Source organism: Alteracholeplasma palmae J233 (assembly GCF_000968055.1).
GTDB lineage: Bacteria > Bacillota_I > Bacilli_A > Acholeplasmatales > Acholeplasmataceae > Alteracholeplasma > Alteracholeplasma palmae.
The window spans coordinates 729,419-755,950 of the sequence record NC_022538.1 but is presented as its reverse complement, the minus strand read 5'-3'; the positions used below and the strand labels follow the sequence as shown (position 1 = coordinate 755,950).

General features: G+C 30.2%; 2 protein-coding genes. Both read right to left on the bottom strand.

The window, feature by feature from the left end; genetic code table 11:
* Nucleotides 1-4 precede the first annotated feature (4 nt).
* The gene (locus BN854_RS03405; protein WP_045959742.1) at nt 5-10,318 is read right to left on the bottom strand and encodes a cadherin-like beta sandwich domain-containing protein; all 10,314 of its coding nucleotides are present in this window, start codon (nt 10,316-10,318) and stop codon (nt 5-7) included.
* Nucleotides 10,319-10,320: 2 nt separating this feature from the next.
* Nucleotides 10,321-26,223, bottom strand: coding sequence for an InlB B-repeat-containing protein (locus BN854_RS03400; RefSeq protein WP_026658426.1), 15,903 nt, complete (start codon nt 26,221-26,223; stop codon nt 10,321-10,323).
* Nucleotides 26,224-26,532 lie beyond the last annotated feature (309 nt).

Genomic DNA, 26,532 nt, shown 5'->3' with positions numbered 1-26,532 from the left:
TGTTTTAGAATATAACTTCGTTTTTGTCTTTATTTTTTTCTCTTTGTCTCTTAACTGCGATATAAAGGATAGTTAAAATCCATAATAGTAAGCTTGCGATAAGTAGGATTAGGAATAAGAAGTCTTGTGGGGCATCTTTTGTAACTGTAATTGTGTAGATTTCACTTGTTAATCCATCTTCTGATGTTACTTCAATGACAATAACATTTTGACCTGTCTTAATGTCCTTAATAGATGATGTTACAATTCCTTTTCCTTGGTTATATCCTCTAACATCAATGTTAGATGTTTCGCTAGCATTAGCAGATAGTACTAATTCATTGAGACTGTTTGGTACATTTACTGAATACATTTTAATTTTTGGATCAAATTGTATTTGATATCCTGATATAGATAGATTAACTAAATCTGCAATATTATTTGCTTTTCCAGTTCTTGTAATTTCTATTTCATATCTGTTTTGTGTAAATCCATCAGCTGATACAACATAAACATATACTGTTTTGCTTGTTTCATTTAATGGGAATTCATAGATACCAAATCCACTAATTTTAGCTCCTATTTGATCAATTGCTTGACCTTGTATATTAATAATTTTAGTAGTTGGTCCAACAACAATTGTACGTTTTAATTCATTTTTCTTATATTCTCTAGCAAATTCAAATGTTGATGCAGTTTCTTCTTTATATGCATCTTTATCTGTTCCTTTTATGATTAGAGTTTCTAGGAAAGCATCATCATTGACATAGTTAATTGTAATTGTATATGAATTGATTGAACCGTCTTGGGCTTCTACATTGATTGTATAAACGTTTGAGCCTTGTTTTAAGTCTTTTAATCCTGTTCCAGTTATTTTGGCATGAGTGTTAGTTTTAGCACCAATCACAACACTTTTCTTTGTTCCTACTGGAATAGTTAATGTATAATCATTTACTTTTGGATCAAAGTTAGGTACTTGCACTTCATCTACTGTTAGGTCAGATAATGTGTTTTCTGTTTTAGGTATTTCACGAATTACTTTAATTGTGTATTTACCTGATGACACACTTCCGCTTTGTGAAATAATTTCAGTGACAAATATAAGTTCATTTGAATTACCAAAGCTCTTAGTTTCATTACCATATAAACTTCCGTATAATGCTTTAGCATTTAATGTCATTGATTTTACTGAGTATGGTACTTCGATTAAATACATTGTTTCTGGTTTATTAAATGTTTGCTTACTTGATGGATCTGTTCCTAAGTAAACTATACCATCACTACCTTTTAATTCTAATGATTCATATTCTGCTAAATCGCTTAACTCTACATTTCTATAAACACTTACGGTATATGTCAATGTTTTTCCTGATTGAGCACGAACAACAATTTCAAATACGTTTTGGTAGTCTCCATCTACTTCAGCTTTTAGTACTTTATATCCAATACCACCAACAATCGCAAATTCACTATTCGCTTCTGCTTCAATAAATAGTGTTGTTAAGCTATCGCCTTCAGCTAGATTAATAATATAGTTTGTTCTGTTTGAATCAAATACCGGTTTATATTCAAGAACATCTCCAGTGTTTGAGTTTCTCTTAACTACTAATGATTTTAAAGTTGCATCATCACTAATTGCTTCTCTAGTTACGATAATTTGGTATACTTTTCCTTGTGTTCCAAATTCTGAAGTTGCATAAACATAGTAGATGTTTTCTCCTTCTTCTAACAACTTAACGCCATCTCCAGTAATAGTTGAATATAGAGATGATGTTACTTTTAATGAGAAGTTTTGTGTTGTGTAAGAAACGTTAATTCTATAGATTGGTGTATCTTTATCAAAGTTAATTTTTGATTCTGAATCTTTAATATCTAATATTTCATTTTTATCGCTTAATGCGATTAAAGTGATTCTATAAATATTTTGATCTCCATTTTCAGCAGTTACTCTAATATTGATATTATTGTTTCCACGTGAAATATTAATCACGCCTGTATTTCCTGAAACACTTGCAAACTCATTAGTTGCTAATGCTTTAATATCAACTGTGCTATAATCTTCTAACACTATTTTTTTAGTATAACTGAATACTTCAGGATCAAAGTTTTCAATTAAAATACCGTCTAATGTTAACGATTTTAAAGTAGCATCATCTGATGGATCTTCTTTAATTAATTTAACTGTGTATTTATCTGATGTTACATTACCACTTTTTGATACTAAGTAGAATGTAATAGTTGTTTCTTTATCAGTTAATGAATAACTCTTAGCTCCATAGATTGTTGCCCCATCTTTATTAGATAATGATAAGATAACTGTTTGTAATGCGTATGGTACTTTAATTTCATATGCTACTTTTGACATTGTAAATTGGTTTAGAGCATCTGGGTGTTTATCATTTCCTAAATAGATAGTTGTTTCTCCAATTAAAGTTAAGTCTTCAATTGTAATACTATCTTCTGGGTCAATGTTTCTTTCGATTGTTACTGTGTAGTCTTTAGTTGTTAAACCATCTTCTGCAGTAACTGTAACTACATATCTATCAGTCACTTTACCTGTTCCTGATTTTAATGTAAAGATACCTATACCTTTAAGACTTGCTTTTCCATTAGCTTTAGCTTGAATGTTAATTTCTAAAATTTCTGGATTGTTTGTTAAGTCAATAATATAATCTGTGATGTCTTTATCAAATCCTGGTTTTAGTGATAAACTATTATTTGTTTTTTCATCTAGTACGATTAAATCAAGTAAGTCTGCATTATTGTCTTGTTTTTTAACATTAACATTATATGTTTTAACTTCACCACTTTGTGAAATAACAGTAATAGGAAAGATGTTAGAAGTTGATGTAAGTGGTTGTAACCCTAATCCTGATATTTTAGAGAATGTAGGGTGTGTTCCACCAAATGTTACTTCTGTAACAGTTGGGTCAACATTTACTTCTTGATATGTCTTAGTAACATCAAGTTTATATACTTTTCCATTTGCCTCAACATATAAGTCAAGTAATGTATTATCTGTGCTTGCTTTAGGTCTTGTTACTTCTAGCTCGTATATTTTACCTTTAGTACCATCTTCTGCGGTTACTTGAACTTTGATTGTCTTAGTTTCACCTTCAGCAATAGAATGCCATTCAGCCCCTATTACTGATGCTTTTTGGTGCTTTTCAGCTCTTAAGAAGAATTTATCATCAAGGGCTGATAAAGTAACTTTATAAATACCTTGGTTAGCTTCATCGTAGTTTAAGTTGATTACTTCTTTAGTTCCTTCTATTGTTAATGCGTATAAATCAGCATCTTTACTTAATTCACTTGGACCATTGTTGCCTTTTTTCTTATTAATAATAATTGTATATTCAACTGTTTTAGATTTATCTTCTGAGGTCGCTTTAACCACAAATCTGTTAATACCGTCTACTAATACTTGTCTACCATTTCCAGTTAAAGTACCATATGAATCATTTGGAATGCTTGCATTTATATTAAGCACTTGAACAGTAGAATCAACTGTACCTAGATCATATGTAATACCTGTTTGAGTTTTATCATGAATAAGTTCATGACCTGTTTCATATACATCTACTGTTAAATTATCTATTTCAATAAAATCATTAATAATTTCAATAGATACATAGTAGTTGTTTACATATGTTTTATCTTCAGCAGTAACTGTTATTGTGTATTCATTTGTTCCTGGTCTTAATCTTAGGTTACCTTGAAAATTTCCTGAAAGAGTTGCTGATTTATCAGCAGTCTTAGCAGTTATTTTTGCTTCTTTGTTTGTTCTATCAAGAATAAGATCATATAAGTTTTCAATTGGATCAAAAACTAGTTTTGTTGGGTTATCTTTTGATCCACCAATAACTACTTCTTTTCCTCCAATAACGACTATAAGTTCTTCTAATAAGTTGTTTTGTGAAGGTGCACTTCTTTTAACTATAATTGTATACATTTGGCCTTCACTACCATTTTCTGCGGTGACATGGAAATCAATTTGTGTCTCATCAGTAATTAAATTATATGTACCATTACCAAATACATTCGCTTTTGAGTCAGTAGCTTTAACTAATAAATCAAGTGTTGTTACACTGTATGGTACTGTGATTTCATATTTTGATTTGTCTTTTTTAAACTCTTGATCACCTTTTAAATATTGTGGTGTTGAAATCAAATCTCTTAGTGTCACAGACTGAATAGAGTTGTCAGAACTGATTGTAGTTCCTTGTGTAAAGTTAATTGTATATTCTCTTTCTGCACCATCTTCAGCAACTACTTTGAATTTATATATTTCACGAATTGGTATAACCATAAATTGTATAAAGGCCTCTTCAGATATAATTTCACCATTTATATCCATCAGTTTTTGTCTAGCATCTTTAATAAACGCATGAACATTAACATAAGTATATTCTATGTCTTTGCTTAATTGCACAGAATAAACATATACACCTTCTTTATAAAGTTTAGTAGGCGCTGTGAAGTCAATGCGATCACCGTTTTCATCTATTACGTAAAGGTCTTGTAAATTAACATCTTTAAATGGTTCTTCACGGTACACTTCAACCCTGTATTCTAAATCATTAGTATGATCATTAATCAAGTTTCTATATTCTGATCTTGATTTAATTACCAAAGTATTTTCTTCATAGTCGATTGCTACTCTACCACTTCCGGTAACAACCGTGCTGTTGCTCTTAGTAGTAACGCTAACTAGTAAATTAGATATATTATATTTGAATGATTCTTTGATTTCATAATCAGTTATAGATTTTGAAAATCCAGGTTCTAGTTCTTTTCCTTGAACTTTAATTCCTGTTATTTCATTATCATCATCTGCTACATATAGATTGATAACATATGTACCTTCTGTACCATCTTCTGCAACAATCAATACTTCAATAATATTAAGTCCAAGGTTCAATGGTTTATTAGAATTTGAAATTGACTTAATTTTTCCATTAAATTCTGCAGTAGCGTTATTAATAGTGACAATCTTATTGGCATTAATTCTATCAACTCTTAAGTTTGTTGGATTATTGTATGGATATGCAAAAGGTTTTTTCTCTGCATCTAAAGTAATTAAACTACCATCTACACTGACATCAATAGTCTTTAGGATTGTCTTATTTGATGCAGCATTTTGACTATATACAAATGTATATATTTCAGTTGAGTTTGTACCATATTCAGATGCAACTTGAACCGTAAATGTTTTATCTTTTCCAAGTTGTAATGGTACTTCAAATTCTTTATTAGTTTGACCAATAACTATTGCATATTCATCATCTGTTGTAACTTTAACTGAAAAATTCTTCTTACTAAAACTAAATGGTGTATCACTAATGATGTATCTTCCTAATGTATCTTTTTCAAGAGTCGTATAATCTATACCATCTATAATGATTCCATCAAGTTTTGAATTATCGTTTTTAGCAATGATAGTTATTATATAATCATTGATACTACCATCTTCTGCTTCAACAGAAATTGTGTATTTGTTTTCTCCTGGTTTAAGGTTAAAACTATTTGGATTAATTGTTATTTTTGATAGAGTGCTTACAGGATTAGCAGTAATTTTTATTTCTTTACTATCTCTGTTAACTCTATAAGTTATATTTGTTGATATATCACTTGTTAAATTATTTTCATTAATAATTTCATTTTTATCTACTGAGATAATTAACTCTTTTAGTTTATTTTCAGAGCTTTGTGGATTTCTTGAATACTCTAATATGTACTCATCTTTATTCCCTCTATCATCAATCAGTAAGATCTTAATTTGTTTATTATTTCCAACTTCAAGTTGGAAGTTATTAGTTTCTCCTGCAGAAACTCCATTAATAGTGACTTTTGAATACACCAAGTCTGTATATTCAAGTAAAATTTTAATAGATCCTTTATTTAAATCATTATAATTAAAGACATTTGTTGATATTTGTTGAATTTTTTCACCCTTTTTGAATACGAATGGAGTTTCAGGAATAGAAATTTTTGTTATTTTATCACTATTTTTTGCACTAATAGCAATTGTAACTGTGTTTTTTTCTCCACTTTGTGATGTAATTATCATCGCAGTATTAACTACATCTCCAGCTTTTAAAATAATTTCAAATGTATACTTGTCTAAAACTGAATCACTCTTATCTAATGTTCCTCTATCAATAACTGATAAATCACTTCTTCTAATATAAGCATTCACTACTACTTTATTAACTGATCTATTAACTGATAGAGAATATAAAGTTTTAGTTTTATTAAATGGATCTTGACTACTAATAATTTCAGTTTGTCCATCTACTATAACTTCTAAATCTTCAAGGTTATTATCAGTTTTAGCTTTCTTCATTTTATAAGTTAAAGTATATGTTTGTGGATTAACATTTCCTTCATCACTAACTCCGACAATAATAATCTTGTGTGGACCTTCTTCTAAAAGCGTATACTCAAAAATCTCACCACTTTTAGTAGTTTTATTTCCAATTTTATAACTAGCATTTTTAGAATCTTCCATTTGAACTCTAATTTTCAATGCCTCTTTTGTGTATTCATATTCACCTAAGTCATACTCATAGGTGTCTTTAATTAGATTGATGTTGTTTCCATTTACTTCAATCGATTCAATTTTAGAATTGTCGTTATATGTATTTATCAAAATAGTGAGAGTTTTAGTTATGCCCATTTCTGATTTAACATCAATTTTAAACTCATTATCTTTTCTATTGGCAATTAAAGTAACATCAAATTCATATACTGTGTATAATCCATCTGTTGTTTTATTTTTGCTTTGAGTAGTGATAGTAGACTTATCAGATATTAAGATATATGCTTTTACTAATACTGTAGTTATATTACTTCCTACTCTAGCTGAGAATCTTGTATCGCCTTTAGTGAATTGATTTTGAGTATTTACATATTCTGTTGTTCCGTTAGTAATTGATAGTTTTGAGATATCATTTTCTTCACTAGATTTATCTTTAGTAGCTTGAACAGTATAAATGTTTGTAGTTTTACTATCTTCAGATATTACAGTAATTTTAAATGATAAGTCTGTTTTATCTAATATCCAAGTACCTTTATTTGAAGAAACAGCAAATGTGTCAGTTTTAATACTTGAATGCTCGCTATTTGGATTAATAGTAACATCAACATTTTGTTTATCACTAGAGAAAGGCTTTGTGATAATGAGATTTTTATTAGCATCAAAAGTATACTCTGCTCCATCTATAATAATATTTTTTAATGTTGCATCACTATCTTGTCTATATATTCTAATAATATATTTATTTTCTTGATTTTTTTCATCTAAAACGTAAATTTCAAATATATCTGCAGTTTTTCCATAATTATTTAATTTTAATGTGCCTAGTTTACTTGTTCCTTTAATTGAAGATCCGTTACCATTTGGCACAGTTGCAATTATTGTAATATGTTCTATGCTTCTCGGAATGTAAAAATCATATGTGTTTTTAATAGGATTTTTAGAATCATGAGTTGCATTAAGTAGATTATTGTCGCTTTCAATTACCAATTTTTCTAAGTATTTGTCAGTTCTAGCACTTGCTCTTTCAATTACTATTGTATATACAACAGATTCATCTTCAGATTCTGACATAATAGTAAACCTGATTGTATTCTTTCCTTCTTTTAGTGTCCATAAAAAGACACCTGATTCAGAAATATCGTTAGATTTAATCTTAGCAAACTCAGAAACTGTTATCTTTAAATTAGTTTTGTCAGTACTATATGTAACATTTTGTTCATAATTGATGTTACCTTTATCATCCGTCGTTGGATTAGGTAAAATTATCTTTTCATCTTCCAGGCTAATCTCTTTTAAATCTTTTTCAAAACTAGTTGGTGCTAAAGTTATATTGTAATCTTGCCATGTATCATCTTCTGCAGTTACCCTAATTATTACGGTAGTTAATTTACCTGGAGTAACAGGTATTTGACCATTTTTATGTTCATTTGTTCCAACAAAATATGTAATAGTTCCTTTAAAATTATCTTTTTTAATTCCTTCTACATTAACACTACCAATATTTCTATCTAATGCTACTTTTTTAAATACCTTAGGAACTACAGTAAAATCACTAATTGGTGTTCCAGCAACTTCAATATCTTTTAGTTCCTTATCACTATTAGCTTTTTTTCTGATTACTGTTGCAGTGTAATTTAACAAATCTCCAAATTCAGGTTTAATAGAATAATGAATAGTTTTAGGTTCATCAATTGTTAAATCTGTAAACGTTATTAAAATATAACCTTCATCAGCATATAAATTACCAGTTTTATCTTTACGTTCTGTATTCGTTGAAGTAAATCCGCCACCACTAATAATGGTAATTGTAGACTTTTCAGCTGCCTTTAAGTAAATTCTAACATTATTGTTATTTTTATCCGCATCGCTATATTCAATTTCAACAGTAGCATCTCTACCAGTAATTGTAAAATCATCTTTTCCTTTAATTAATTTAGCGCCTGTTTTATCTGTTAGTCTAATATCTTTTAATCCTGCATCACTAGAACTCTTATAAATAGTGAATATGTATTCTTTGGAAGTCCCATTTTGTGCAATAACAGTAATTGTATATACATTTTCTCCTAGTTTCAAATCTGTAGGGTTATAGTCATATTCATTACCGTTTTTAGTTAAAAGTGTACCATTAAGTTCTATTGTAGCTTTGCTGTCAATAATCATTTTTAAAAATGGATTTTTATTAGAGTCTTTAAGATAATATACATCACTAATAGATATTAAGTATTTATCTGCAGTTGTTGGAGCACTTCCTTCATCTAGATATAATTTCAAACTGCTATCAGATGATTCTGCTCTTTTAACTGTGATAGTTTTGTCTGCTGTTGTTCCATCTTCTGCAGTTACTCTAATGTAATATTGGTTGCTTTGACCATAATCAATTTTATCTCCTGTTAGTGAAGATGTCCAGTTTGTTCCATCTATACTGTATTCTATCTTTTGTTCTTTGCCATCACCTTTTGCGACAATAGTAATTAAATCAGTTTGTTCAGATACTTCATATGTATCTCCAATTTTATTTAATGCATTGCTACCATTAATTGTAAGTTCCTTAATATCTGTTATATTAGAACCTTTTTTTCTACTTATAATTACATTATATGTAGCTTTTTCGTTAGATTCTGAGGTAACAGTAAAAGTGGTAGTACTTTCTCCACCATTTGGTATATTATTTAGTGTTTCAGTTGTCTTATCTATTGTCGCCAAATTACTAATTGGTTTAGTATTTATAATCACAGACTCAACACCATATTCTACTTCTAGATAATAGGCTTTTTTTGTTTCATCCCATATTGCTTTAGATGAAAAATCTTTACCTTTATTTTTACCTGTAACTATAACTTCATCTAATTTATTATTTGTGGCTGCTTCTGTTACATTAACTTTTATTGTATAAGTTTTTGTATCGGTTTTAGTGTTATCATTTGGATCAGTATAAACACTTGTTATAGTTATTATCTGACCATCGGTATATGCACCCGTTTGGGCAGGGACAGTAACTTTAGTTGCTGCCCCTTTCTTTGCGGTTGCATTAATGATAAGTGGTTGTAAACTATCTTGGTATGTAATAGTTATTTCATTTGCTTCAGGTACATCCTTAGTTTTATCTAAGTATTTAGTTTTTGAATTAGTACCTTCTACTGATAATGTTTCTAGAGAAGCATCTGGACCTGAATTTGGGTCTCCTATGATGAATGACTCCATTTTCAAATCTTTTTCCTCTAAAAATAACAATTCTCCATTTTTTTTACTATTTGTATAATATGAAACTTTTTTATAATATTGAAGAGTAATAGAAAAATCATTTGTTTTTTGATTTTTATCATATTCTATTCTTACAGTACCAACTTTTGCTGGATAATTTTTCTTTGTAGCAATTCCTTTTTGACCATCAGATGCATATCCAATCACATTTCCTTTGCCTCTTGGAGATGATGCTTTACCCCACCCATTTTCAGAGCTTTCATCTCCATCTAACCCTTTAATAACATCATTAAATTCTATTTGAGAACTATACTCATCTAAGTAATATACTCCATCATCAATTGCTTCAACCCAGACGTCCATTAAAATATAATCATATCCTAAATCAATTATTTCGCCAAAATCTTCTTCTTCAGCACTTATTGCAAGTAAATCCATTTCAGACTTACTCGAAAGATTAATGTCGCCTTTTTGTGTCTTAAGATAAAACTTTACCTTAGCATTGTCATTACCGTATGTACTATTTAGCACCATTAATAATACGAATGATATAGTCATTATAAATATTTTTATACTATTTCTAATTACTTTTTTCATGTTTAACTCCATATTGGATTAGATTTATTGATGTGATTTGAAATTATATTTCTATCTGCAAAGGTAATATCACCATCTCTATTAACATCTGCTGCCAATAATCTTGATGCATATATATTAGTATTGCTCTTATTAATGTAATTAGACATAATATTTCTATCTGCAAAAGTGATATCACCATCTCCATTTGTATCCCCATAAAGTACTATATGTACTCTATCTAATACTTGGTTAGGATTATCATCACTTCTAACTACAATCTGATATCCAGTTGCTACTACTTTATCATCACTTAATTCTTTATTATTACTATCTAAGAATACTAGATTATCATTTATAAACTTAGTTCTTAATTCTCCTAAAGTTTGATTTAAATAAATACCTTTACCAATTAAATAAACTGGATCAGCATCATCATACTTAACTCTTTCCTCTATTAACTTAGTTGTTGCTATATCTGCATGATACATGTTCATATTTACCTTACTTTCTTCCTTCAATTGAATAAGTCCTACTTGATATCTAGCACGTAGAGTAATGTTTCCTACTGTTCCTTCAGTAATCTTATCAACTTTAATATCTTTTTGTTCTATTTCTTCCGTGTCACTTAATTCGTTCATAAATGATACGTTAACTCTATTAAATGACTGAATCATCATTTTACTAATTGTTTCTATTGCTTGTTTTTGTTTATTTTCTGGTTCAATTTGGCCTTCTACTAGATACCAACCTTGGAATATGTAGTTATCTTTTTTAGCTTCATTTAAAATAACTGTATCCTCTACTGTAAATTCAGTATCATTATTTGCTGTACCACCATCTAAATCATATGTAATGTTATAAACAATTGGTTGCCACATCGCATATAGTTCTAAACCTTCTTCTTTTAGAGTAAATGTATGCATATCACTATATACTGGATAATCAGTATCTTCTGTTCTCCAACCGATAAAGTCATAGCCTTGTCTCTTATAACTTATTTTTGGAAGTTGAATTTTTTCATCATACTTTTTAACTAATTCATCCATATCTCCGATAACTGGTTTAATAACTTTTTCGTCATTTTCAGTTCCTTGATGGAATCTAATTACATAGTCATTAGCTTCCATAATGGCTTTAGTTGTGATATTTGCAGTAATACTTGATAAATCACGATCCCATTTAATGAATCTATATCCTGTAACTATTGGAGTTGGAACTTTGCCATAAGCACTTCTACCGTACTCTACTTTTATTTCTTTCTTATCATCAAATATCATAAAGATAACTGTATATTTTCTAAGTGCTTGTTCAAACTCTGCATATACATATGTATCCTCTGTTATATCATCGTAAGATTCAATCCATCCTACAAAAGCATATTCATATACAGCATTAGGATTTTTAAGAGGTATTCTGTTAGGAGTACTTGCAGCACCATGATATTTAACTTCTTGAATTTCAAAGACTTCGCCATTTCCGTCTATAAAGATAACTTTCAATATTTTAGGTATTTCTTTATATATAGCTACGAATGTTACATCTTGAGTTAATAAGTCTGCTGGTTGTGGACTCCATCCTATGAATTGATATTCATATCCTGGTTTAGACTCTTTTTTAGGGTCTTCTGGTTGAACTATCTTATCACCATAGTGACCAATAATACGTTTAATAATTGTTGTTTGATCATCATCATAGAATGTATATGTATATTTCCTTAAAGCTGCTGTATATACAACTTGAATTGTAATATCTTCTGTAATATAACTGAATGCTTTATCCCATCCAGTGAATACATAAGTATACATGTGTGTTTGTGGTTTAGTTGGGATGATGTCTGATTCAGGTGCGGTTGCTCCTGTACCATATTCAACCATTTGAACTTTAAGTTCACGACCATTTTCATCTATGAATGTTACTTTGTATTGTTGTAAGAATCTATAGTATATAGATTCTATTGTTGTGTCTTGATATACTTTAAAGTTAGTTGATTCCCACATTCTAAATACATAATAGTATTGTTGAGTAGCTTCTTTTTCTGGTGTGCCTTTAGGGACAACCGGACTATTTCCATAAGGAATATCTTGTATATCAAATACTTCTCCGTTTCCATCTTTAAATGTAACAGTGTATAATCTTAAGATTTCATCAAATACTGGTGTATAAGTGACATCTTTTGTTAGTGTTTCACTAAATTCTGGATTCCATCCAATAAATACATAACGATAAATATCAGTCATTGGTTTTTCTGGATCTTCTGGAAGTGTAATAAATGTTTCATAAGGTCCTGTAACAGTTTTTAGGATATCTCCTTTATAGTCTAAGAATTTAGCTTCAAATATTCTTTCGATTTCTTTGTAGTAAAGTTCTATGACTAAGTCTTCTGTTATATTATCAAATGGTTTATCCCATGTCGGAACATATGTAATATAATGAGTTCCTTCTTTTTCTGGGATTTGTGTTGGAGCAGTTGCGTTTTTACCATATTCAACTGTTTCAACTTTTAAAGTATTTCCTGATGCATCTTTGAATATTACTGTAAATGCTCTAACAGTCTTATCAAATAATGGAGTAATAGTTCTATCTTCTTTAACATCAAGTAATGACTCTTTCCAACCAGTAAAGACATACATTTCTTTTGGAAGTGGACTCTTACCAGGTTTACCTGGTGAGACTGCATCTTTTCCGTATAGGACAACTTGTGTATCAAAGACATTACCATCACCATCTAGGAAAGTAACAGTATATTTGGTTTTGCTTTCTTTAAATACAGCATATATTTCTAGGTTTGATGTCACAAAGCTAAAGTCTTCACTCCATTTTTCAAAGTCATATCTGAAATCTTCATTTCCTACTTTTTCTGGGTGAGTTGGTTCTATAGCTGCTTTACCGTATTCAATTGTTTGTCTTGATAACTCGGTACCGTCATGATTTAAGAAAATCACTTCATAATAACGATCAACAATTTCATAGATTGCATGAATGTTTAAGTTTGATTTAACATTTGTAAATGTTTTATCCCAAGCCACTACAGCGTAAACTTTATCTTGGTTTTCTCCCATGATAACTACTTGTAATTTAGGTCTTGGATCAACTGCATCCTTGCCGTATTCAATTACTTGTTTATCTAACACTTCATTATTTTCACCTAAGAAGGTTACATCATAATAACGATCTACTTCTTTAAATTCTGGCTCAATGACTATATTTTTTGTAATATTAGTGTATTCTTTATTCCAACCTATAAATACATAATAGATTGTGTCTGTTGGTGTTTTTGTTGTATCTTCAGGAGCGATTGCGTTTTTACCATACTCAATGTATTGAGTACTTAAAATATTGCCATCGCCATCTTTAAAGATGACTTCAAAGGCTTTTACTTTTTCACTAAAGATTGGTTTAAGTGTCTTATTAGATGCGATCATTGTATGTGTATCATCCCATTTTTCAAATTGGTATTCATACATATCAGTTGAAGGTTTTGTAGGGTTTTCTGGAAGTTTAGCATCTTTTCCATATTCAACTAATTGTCTTGATAATTCAGTACCATCATGATTTAAGAAAATAACTTCATAATAACGATCTACTTCTTTAAATTGTGCATAAACATCTAAGTTACTTGTTACTTCTGTAAAGTCTTTATCCCAGTTAACGAATACAAAGACTGTATCATTTGTTTTCATCTTACTTACATTAAGAGGTTCAATTGCATCTTCGCCAGGTTTAACTTTATCAGTTTTAATTAGTCTATTATTACCATCATAGAATTTGACTTCATAATAGTTATAGATTTCATCAAAGATTGCCTCAATAGTCATATCTTGTTTAATGCTCTTACCATCATTAGACCAATTTTTAAATTTATAAACAATTTGTTCGGTTGCTTTTTTAGTAACATTTGTAGGGAATATGACATTTTGTCCCCATTTAACTATTTGTGTTGTTTGTTCTTCACCAATAATTAAAGTTACTGTATATTCTTTTAATCTGTCACCATATTTAAGATTTACTGTTAAGTCTTGTTCTATAAAACTAAAGTCTTTATCCCATGATATAAAGTAATATTCATATCCTTGGTTTTCCTTTGGATGTGTGTCAAATAATTTTGTAGGTGCCACCGCTTCATATCCATATTCAACTTTATCAGTCTTAAGAATCATTGTGCCACGCATAAATGTTACATAGTAATATCTTTCAACTTCAGTAAAATTAGCTGTGACAGTTGTTTCACCTTGAATATTGTGGTAGTTAGTATTCCAGCTAACAAATTTATAGCCGGTTTCTCCTACTGCTTGTTTTCTTGGTTTACCTTCAGGTAACACTGCATTTTGTCCATATAGGACTGTTTGTTCTGCATAAATATCATTATTTCCATCTAAGAAGTATACTTTATATGGTCTTAATGATTCTTTGAATTCAGGATGAATTTCTAAATTAGATTCAACTGCATCAAATGCTTTATCCCATTTACTAAACTCATAAATATATTCTTTACTTGGTGATTTAGTAATTTCAACTGTTGGTTCAATTGCTTTATCTAAGTATTCAACAGTTTGACGACTTACTTCATTGTTATCTCCATCATAGAAGATCACTTCATAGTATCTAGGAACTTCAATAAATCTAGCAGTTAAAGTTCTATCTTCAACAATTCTATCTAAACTATTATCCCATTCTATAAACTTATAAGCAGTTATATCATCTTTAGGATCTTTTCTTGGGATACCTACTGGAATTGCGGCATTTTTACCAAATTCTACTTGTTGGGTTGCGAATATCACGCCATTACCATCAATGAAGGTTACGTTGTATTTTCTAATTGTTTGTTCAAAGACTGCATAAACATCTAGATTTTCTGTCACGTTAGTGAAGTCTTTATCCCAACCTTTGAATTTATAGCTAAATTGTCTGCTTTCTTCTTTTACTGGAAGTTTTTCAGGAGCTTTGGCTGAGTCTAGATATTCTACTCTTTGTAATTCAATAAACTCACCATTATCATTGTAGAAACTAATATCATAGTATCTATCTACTCTACTAAATTCAGCATATACTCTATGGTTTTGAGTCACTGGAGTGTTAAAATCAAAATCCCATTGAACAAATTTATATGCATCATTGCCTACTGCTAATTTAGTAGGTATTTTTTTAGTGCCTTTAGCTAATTTTTCAAATTCTACTTTTTCAGTGTCAAAGACATTATTATCACCATCAAAGTAAGTAATTGTATAGTAACGGTCAATTGCTTCATAAGTACCTTCAATCACTGTTGGTTTTTCAATTGGTGTATTAAAGTCAAAATCCCATTTAACAAATTTATATACATATAATAAATCTGATTTCTTACTTGGAATAATACCAATCGGTGTTTCAGCAGTAAATCCATGTCTTACTTCCATCTTAGATACTACTTTTCCATTACCATCCACAAACGTTACTGTGTGATAAGCAATTTCATAATTAGCAATCAGTTTAATATTTTCATTAAAATCAAATGCTCTTAAACTTTCACCTTTTTCATTTGTAACTTGTAATATCTCATCGCCTCTATGTAAATACCATCCAGTAAATTTATATCCAACTTTTTGTGGGATATATAACTTAAAGTGTTGGTTAGCGATGACATAAGAAACATTTGAATTTGTATCATTATCTTTATTTTCATCAAATGTAATTTCATAGATTTGATTTAATGTTGATGTTTTTGAAAGTTCTGCGATATGTGATTGTGAGTTTCTAGAAAATACCGCTAATTGAGGGTAATGTCTTAAATCACTTAAGTTATAGTTAGTTGTCCAAATGCCATTAGCATTTTTAAAATTAACTTTTAAACTACCAGTTCCAAGACTATCAGTCTCTGTCATAAAGCTATAATCTAATCCTTTAACTGTATCACTGTCTGGGCTGTTTGAAGTTGCTTGTGTTGGTTTTAAGTAACCATTAAAATCTCTGTATGAGTTTAAGATTGTTTTATCATAGTAACTATTTGTAATTGAATTAGCAGTAATAAATCCTGCAATCGCACCTACATTTGTCTTACCATAAATAACACCACTATTATATGAGTTTTCTAATGTGTTTTTATTATCTCCAACAATACCTGCAACATAATTTTTTCCTTTAATTGTTCCATGGTTATAAACGTTTCTAATGATTCCTTCATTAGAACCACTAATACCAGAAACATACTCATTTCCTTCGATTGTTGCTTGATTATAAACTTGTTCTATTAAACCCTTGTTTAATGCTGCGATACCTGCAACATACTTATTACCACTAATGATTCCACTAACAGATAGATTTCTTATTTCAGCAGATTCTCCTAAGTGGCCGAATAATGCTTGATAGTCTCTACTTTCTGTTGTTTTAATCTTAATATTTGCCCCATTACCATCTAAAATACCATTAAATGGTGTATCTAAAAGCCCTACTGGAACAAATGGATAATCTTCTTCAGCATCCATAAAGTTTAGTTCATCTACAATTTCATGGATTTTAAAGTATACATCTTTATAATCATTTCCACTATTAGTACTTTGTACAAGTGCAATCCAATCACTTTCATTTCTAATAATGTATGGATCAGCCTTAGTTCCCTTTCCTAATATAAATGTTTTACTTGTTACTGATTTTAATGAATCAGCTTTAACTGTTTCATCTTGATGATTTGCAAAATATGAGATTTGTGGATAGAATGAATTTTCTTTTACTGAAGGTAGCGTTGTAAATGATCCTGCATGATAGATATTCATTTGATTTTTTGTATTACCAATACTATTACCAATCATTTGTCCATGATATAAGCCTTTAATACCACTAAAGTCTTTTTTGTCATAGACCGCTTCTGTTGGTTTAAATAATTTTGGATGTTTATCTTGTTCTAATTTATCAATATCATAATATGTTCTTGAAATAGAACCTGAAACATACATACCAACAATCATTCCTCGCTCTTTATTTGCATAAACACTACCAAAATGATATGCATCATAAATATTACCGCCATCAAAGTTACCAACAATTCCACCTGCTTGTGAAATATCTTTACCATTTGATGTAATTATACCTGAGTTATAAACATCATTCACACTTGCATTCCCTGTAGTGTTTTTAATGATTCCTGCAATACCACCAATGATAGATTCTTGTGCAGTAATATTTCCAGAGTTATAACTAAATGTAATTGAACCGTTAGTTTCACCTGCAATACCACCGACTACAGTTTCTCCATTAATGGTTGCTGAGTTATGCGTATTTGTTATAGTACCTATATTTTTTCCTGTAATACCACCAACGTTACTGTATGCTACAATACGTCCTTTGTTAAATGACTGGCTTATTGTTCCACTGTTTTGTCCTGCGATACCACCTGTGTATGTACCATTTGATTCAATATATTCGTTATTTGTTGCATTAATGATAATACCTTCGTTATAACCAACAATACCACCAATATCATTACCATCTGAACTATAGATTTTAACTGATGATGATACGTTTTCTATTTTACCTAAGTTTCTTCCGGCAACTGATCCAACATAACTCTTTCCAGAAATAGTTCCTGAAACTGATAAGTTAGATACAACTGCGTTTTTACCTAAGGTATGGAATATACCACGATAATCTTGTGTGATATCATTTAATTTAATAATGAAGTTTGCTCCATTACCATTGAAGTTTGCATCAAAGGCAAATTCATTTGTTCCAATTGGTGCATAGTCAATATCTTCTAATGTTAAATCAATTGTTTTAACACCATCTGCTACTTTAAAGTACTTGTTTGTAAAGACAATTTCATTTGCAACATACTGATAAATAATCATCATATCATAACCATCATAAATGATATATGGATCGTTAACTGTTCCTTTACCTTTAATCTTGTTATATGTAATAGATACAAGTGAGTCTTCTTTAAATACTTCATTTGTATGATTCTTAAATACTTTTAATTCTGGGAAGTATGATGTAAAATCGTACCCTTCTTTAACAAAATATAATTGTGGATCTAAATCCATTTGTTCCACAGTCATACCAATTGCGTATTTACCAGTCATACCTTCTAATTTACGACTAGCCACATCTTCTGTATCAGTTGTATTATAAATAGCAGTTTTAGGCACTTTATATCCCTTAACATTTCTCATGAAATCAAGTTCTGTTTGGTTATAGTATGCTTTTTCAATACTTCCAATTGAAATACCTGCAATGCCACCTAAGATATCTTGTGCTTTTAATCTTCCACTATAAAATACATTTGATATAGAACCTGAGTTATAACCAACAATACCACCTACTGTTTTTCCATTAGATGTGATATCTATTTGAGCATAACTGTTAAGGATAGATCCTTGTTCTAATTTACCTACAAGTCCACCTGTATATGAGCCACTAGATTCAATTTTTCCGTAGGCAAATGAGTTTTTGATTTCAGTATTTATTGCATGAGAAACTAAACCACCAACATAATTTGATGAAGCATTAATTGTTCCCATGAAATAACTTAATTCAATATTTGTATCTTCTGCTATACCAAATAATCCACCTACATATTGGCTACCTACAATATTTGATTTAACAGCAATATTTGATACGTTAGCTTTATTGTAGCCACTCATACCACCAACATAATTATTTCCTATGACATCAACTGTTGATATGATGTTTTCCAGAGTAGCTTGGTTATACCCAACAAGCCCCCCAACATAATTATTTCCTTTTACTTCACCTTTTAAAGTAAAGTTTTTTAAGATAGCATTTGGGCTTGTAAAGCCAAATAATCCTTGGTAATCCTCACTTGAATCAATATTCACAGTAATTTCTGTTGAATTGCCATCAAAGTTACCATCAAATGGGTTGTTTTTAGTTCCGATTGGAACGTAGTTTTTTCTAATTAATTCTAAGTCTAAGTTTTGTTTTTCTACTACTTTAAACCAAACCTCATTTGTATTAAAATCTTGTTTAACTGCAATTCCTAAGGCACGTAAATCATATGCACTATAAACTTTGTATGGTAAGTTTTCAGTTCCTTCACCATAGAAGAGTTTGTTGTGAACTGATGTTAATGAATCTTCTTTTATTTTTTCTATATTACTTTCAGTAAATACTTTTAATTGTGGATAATAAGCATCTAGTAGGTCACTTTGACGAAGAATGAATACATTCATGTCTAATGTAATACCAAATAATTCATCACCCGTTAATTGATTCTTATAAATACCTTTAACTGTTTCTGTATCATTTTGGTTTCCAACTGCTTTAGTTGGTTTATTAGTTATAGATGATTCAACCATAGTTTCTAAAATATAGTAACTGTTTTCTATATTACCACCATTAATAACACCAGCTACTCCGCCTAAACTATAGCCTGTTACTAGTCCACTACTATAAGTATTTTTTATATTTCCATAAGCATACCCGATAATACCTCCTACATAATGATCTTTAGAAGATATATTACCTGTATTATAACTATTTGTAATTTCAGAGTTTTTATTTGAAGCACCAGCAATACCACCTGCATATCTATAATCAGTATGTATTGTTCCAGTATTATAAGTATTATTTAAAGTACCTTCATGATATCCAACGATACCACCAGCATAATTGCTTGTTGTATAGATATCTGCTAGATTATAACTATTAGTAATCAATCCGTAGTTTCTACCTGCAATACCACCAGCAAAATTCTTGGCAGATACTTTTCCTTCTGTTGAAACTGCATTAACTATACCTTTTGTTCCGATAACACCAAATAAACCTTGGTATTCAGCATTTGTTCTTTCAATACTTAAAATAAATCTTGTATGTGTTCCTTCAAAACTTCCTTGGAATGGTTTACTTAAATTTCCAATTGGTATATATAATGTTTTTAAATTAGTTAAATCAATAAGTTCTACATCTTCTGCAACCTTAAAGAAGATACCTTCTAGAGTGTATCCAGCTTGGGTCATTTGTGAGACTGCTTCCATATCATATTCTGTTCTAATTATATATGGATCAGTTTCTGTTCCGCTACCTTCGTTAAATCTAGATACTGTCACACTCTCTTTAGAATTTGTTAGAATCACAGCGTAATTTTTATTTGTTGTAAATCCGATTAATTGTGGATAATATGCATAAAATCCTGATGATGTTTCTTTTAACCAGTTCTTTTCATCACTAAATGTTACTTGTTTAGAATATAGGTCATTAGTTGTTACACCTTTAACATTTTCTAAGTTTTCTGCATTAGAAACTGCATAAATTGGTTTTTTATATGCATTTAAGTTAGATACATCTACCTTAGATTCATTGTAATAAACATAATCAACAATTCCAGTATCATTAAATCCAATGATACCACCAACATTATCTTTACCAAATATAGTTGATGAAACATAGGCATCTTTGACAAAACCATTATTGTATCCAACAATACCACCTACATAATTAGCTCCAAGTAAATCTCCTATATGATAAACTGAGTTAATATCTCCACTATTATATCCTGCAATACCTGCTGTGTAGTCACTACCTTCGACACTTGCAATACTATAAACATTAGTTAATTTACCTTCGTTGTAGCCAACAACTGATCCAGTATAATTGTTTCCTTTTATCTTACCAGATACTGATAAGTTCTTAATGCTTGCGTTTTCTGAGGTATAACCAAATAAACCTGTGTAATCACCAGATTTTATATCAACATTGAATCTTGTATATTTACCATCAAAGTTTCCTTCAAATGGATTTTGTTTAGATCCGATTGGATTAAAGTCAATGCCAAATGTTAAGTCCATTGACTCTACATTTTCTTTAACTTTAAAGTAGTTATCTTTAAATGTGATTCCTGAGTTAACTAAGTTTGATAATGTTTCCATATCGTATTTATTTACGATGATGTATGGTGCTAACTCTGTTCCATCACCTACAAATATATATGACTCAACAGATTGTAATGAATCTTTTTTGACTTGTTCGTTTTTACTATTACTAAAAATTCTTAATTGTGGATAGTATACACGTTCTTTTTTAGCTTTTACGTACTCAAAAATAGATTCATCTAATAATTGAGTATTAGTTAATTCATTTTTTTCTACTGGTCTTACAGTGTCTTGATTTTCTTTATTAAAAATTGCTTTAGTTGGTGCATAATATCCTTTTGCCAATAAATCTGCTTCAATAATGGTGCTGTCATAATAGCTGTTTTCTTCATAAGTAGTACCTGAAACTCCACCAATAATTCCACCAATTCTATTATTAGTTCTAGTTATCACGGAACCTGCACTATAGCTGTTTATAAGGGTAGAATTTGTATACGATGCCCCTATAATACCTCCGGTCCAACTATCGCCACTTGTAACTGTTGCTCTAATGCTTCCTCTGTTATAGACATTTTCAAGTGTCATATTACCATTAGCATATCCAATGATTCCACCAATTACTTGTGTTCCCTGGATATTACCATAGTTAAAGCTATTAATAATACTTGATCTTTGACCTAAGCCAACTATTCCACCGACATCTCTTGAACTTGATGTTATATTTGCCATATTATATGAATTTATTATCTTTGTATCACTAATATATCCAATCAATCCACTTGTATATTGACCGCCTGTGACTGTAATGTTATTATAGATGTTTTCTATAATAGCACCAGATGCTTCACCAGCAAGTGCACCAATTCTATTTCTAGCAACTATATTACCTTCAAGTCTAATATTAGTTATTTCAGAATTAACTCCTAAATAACCAAATAATCCTCTATAGTCAGTTCCTGACTGATTGATATTTAAAATAATAGTTGTATTATTTCCATCGAACCCGCCTTTAAATTGACGGCTTGCATTTGGTCCAATAGGTGCAAACCCTAATTCAGTTGGTGTTAAGTCAAGTACTTCTACGCCATCCATCACTTTGAAATATAATCCAGTTAATGGATCATTATCTCGTGTAACATCAGATAAAGCCTTCATGTCATTTTCATCACGAATAATGTATGGATTCTTTTTAGTTCCGTTACCAGCAGCAAATCTAATTGTTCTTGCTGAGATGATTGAATTTTCCTTTATTTTAGCTGATGCATGAGAAGCAAAAGCTTTAATTTGTGGATAGTAATCATATAATCCTTTAACATCAGTTAAAGTCCATAATTGATCATCAAAATCTAATTGATTTTCTGATTTACCAATAATATTTAAGCCATGTATTTCTTCTTTTAAAAGACCATTAATATTATGAGTATCATCTATATTAGAGATGCCTCTAATAGGTTTATTAATATTTTCAATATCATCAAATTTAATGATTGTTTCATCATAATAAAGACTGGTTATCTCACCATTATCGTTATATCCAATGATGGCTCCCAAATGCTTATTACCACGAATTCTAGAACCGTTAAAGCCATTTGATACCAATCCCTTGTTAAATCCTACTAAACCACCTACATAATCACCAGTACCATTAATTTCTCCTGTATTATAAGCCATGTTTAAAAAACCTAAGTTTAATCCTATTAGGCCTGATACGTAATTATTACCTTTTACATTTGTTCTTGAATATACGTTTTCTACTATTCCTTCATTATATGCAACAATGGAACCAACATAATCTTTACCTTCAAGATTACCTGAGGTTGATAAGTTTTTAATTGTGGCATCTTTTGAGATATAACCAAATAAGCCTTGATAATTGTCTCCTATAAGATCTAAATTAAAGTTTGCATAATTACCATCAAAGTGTCCTTTAAATGGTGTTTCTTTAGAACCTATTGGTTTATAATCAACAGTATTTAGATCAATATCATAAACAGTTGATGAAACTAAATAGTATGTATCTAGGGCATCAAATTCTTCATTAATTGAATTAGCAAGTATTTCCATGTCTTTTGCATTTCTAATGATATATGGACTTGCCTCTGTCCCATCACCCATAAATGGATTTGTAATAACTGATTGAATGGAATCACCAACAATTCTTTCGTTTTCACTTTCTGAGAATACTCTTAATTGTGGGTAGTATGCATAATTTCCTTCAATTGCCTTAAAGAACCAAGTTGTTGAACTAAAACCTTTAGATACCATTGAATCTTCAAAGAAGGTTGTTTTATCAAGTCTATTTCCACCAAGTGTAATATCAGGTATATTATTTCTTTTTTTAGTATATGATGCATATAAAGATACATCATAATATACATTACTTCTAATTGTTCTTAGTGTATTTGACTCATATGTGATTCCGTTAGCTCCTGAGTTTGCAGATACTAATCCTGCGTTATATGCATTAACTATTTGATTCGTATGTTCTGCATATCCCACTATCCCCCCTGCATACATATGTGCTAAGATTTCTCCTCTATTGTATACATCTCTTATCACAACCAATGCACTATTATTGCTGCCATTTCCTAAATATCCTACTACACCACCTGCGTGTGAGCCTGTTGCTGTGATATTTCCTGTATTGTATCCACTTTTTACTGTTCCTCTAATCACTCTTCCTACTAACCCACCTACATAATTAACTCCCTCTATGTTTGCTAGATTATATACATTTTCTACTGTCCCTGCATTTTGTAGTAATCCTACAACTGCTCCCACATGACTTGCTGCTGTGATACTTCCTTTTACACTCAAATTCTTGATTGTTCCGTATCCTACTACACCAAAAAGACCTTGATATTCTTTCTCTGTTTTAACATCAAGTTTAAATTCTACATGATTTCCATCAAATGATCCGTTAAATGGTGCTGCTGTGGTTCCTATTGCTTCCCAATTTCCCAATTCCATTTCTTTTACTTCATCTGCTATTTTAAAATAAAATCCTTTGTATGTGTTTCCATTTGATACTTTTGTTCTTAAATCTATTAATTCTTCAACGTTTTTGATAATAAATGGTAGATCCTCTGTTCCTAATCCATCACCTATGTTTACTTTTACTGATTCTAGTGATTTTTCAGCTATTTTTGGATTGCTATTTTTTGAAAAATAACTCAATTGTGGATAATATGCATATCCTTGTCCCATTTCTTTAAAATCGAAACCACTACCTAATCTATTTGACATGTTTTTAAAGAATATTCCACTATTGATACCTTGTGTACTTGGTTCTGGTGATGGTTTTACTAGGTTTTTTTGTGCATAATTAGCTGTTACAGTTATATCATAATATGTGTTTGTTCTATTTGTTCTTAATGTGTTTGACTCAAATGCTACTCCACTAGCTGTAGAGTCTGCAGATACTAATCCTGCATTATATGCATTTGTAATTTGATTTGTATGCTCTGCATACCCTACAATTCCTCCTGCATATGCTTTTGCTAAAATTTCCCCTCTATTATAGGTATTAGTTATCACTACTAAACTATTATTAGATTCTCCATTTCCTATGAATCCCGCTATTCCACCTGCGTAACTTCCGATTGCTGTTACTGTTGCTTCGTTATATATATTTCTTACTATACCTCTAACTACTCTACCTACTGCTGATCCTACATTACTTTTCCCTGTGATACTACCAGAAATAGAGAAGTTTTCTAAAACTGCTCCTGTTGTTATATATCCGAATAATCCTTGGTAATCTTCTGCTGTTTTATTAATTTCTAATACAAAATTCACTCCATTTCCATCAAATATTCCTTGGAATGGTTTTGCACTTGTCCCTATTGCATTAAAATTGCCTAATTCTATTTGTTCTATTTTATCATCAACCTTAAAATAGAAATTTAAGTAACTATTTCCTTTTAATACATCTTCTGATAATTTGTACATATCTTCTGCATTTTTAATTAAGAATGGCATCTCTTTTGTTCCTAATCCATTCCCAACAAAATACTCAACTGATCTTAATGAGTCATTCTTAATTTCTTTATTATTGTTTTCTGCGAATACTTTTAGTTGTGGATAATATGCATAATCGCCATTTTGCTTTTCAAAGTGCCAATTATCAGTAGATAATTTTGTGTTTTCTCCTAATAAGAAATCACTTGTTTTACCATAGTCATTCCCAAGTATTTGTGGTTTTACCGCTCTTTTTTGATCATAACTAACTAATATTGAAATATCATAATATACATTACTTCTAATTGTTCTTAGTGTATTTGACTCATATGTGATTCCGTTAGCTCCTGAGTTTGCAGATACTAATCCTGCGTTATATGCATTAACTATTTGATTCGTATGTTCTGCATATCCCACTATCCCCCCTGCATACATATGTGCTAAGATTTCTCCTCTATTGTATACATCTCTTATCACAACCAATGCACTATTATTGCTGCCATTTCCTAAATATCCTACTACACCACCTGCGTGTGAGCCTGTTGCTGTGATATTTCCTGTATTGTATCCACTTTTTACTGTTCCTCTAATCACTCTTCCTACTAACCCACCTACATAATTAACTCCCTCTATGTTTGCTAGATTATATACATTTTCTACTGTCCCTGCATTTTGTAGTAATCCTACAACTGCTCCCACATGACTTGCTGCTGTGATACTTCCTTTTACACTCAAATTCTTGATTGTTCCGTATCCTACTACACCAAAAAGACCTTGATATTCTTTCTCTGTTTTAACATCAAGTTTAAATTCTACATGATTTCCATCAAATGATCCGTTAAATGGTGCTGCTGTGGTTCCTATTGGACTAAAGTTTCCTAAATTCAAACTACCAACACTTGCTACAACACTAAAATACTTATCCTTATAAGTGTTACCACTAGCAACACTTGTAGATAAATATTCCATATCTGCTTTTTTACTTATAATATATGGGTTACTTATATCACCATTACCACCAAAGTAACCGCCTGTTTGTGCATCTAAAAGTTCTCCTGATATATATCTTTCTTCTGTATATCCTTTATATAAAGTTAAAAAGCCATACACTAAAGTAAAGGCTAATATTAATACTATTAATCTACTTATAACTCGACGTTTCAATATGACCCCTCCATCGTGCTAAACAATCTTTTTTTGTCTAGTAAATTAATTGTTCTTTTTTGTATTATTTAGTTATATAAACAAAAAAAGACAAATTTGTCTTTTTCATGAATGGCAGTATATTTAATAATTAAAATATATCTTTTATCATGACTGACATTAGTTGGCATTTTATAAAAATTATAATTAAGAAAAATATATAGATATCTGTATCAAGATTATCTAATATTCATCTTAATTATAGACTAATTCGTAACGTTTGCAACCTTTTTCATAACTTTTTCACATATTTAACTTGTTTTTTACATA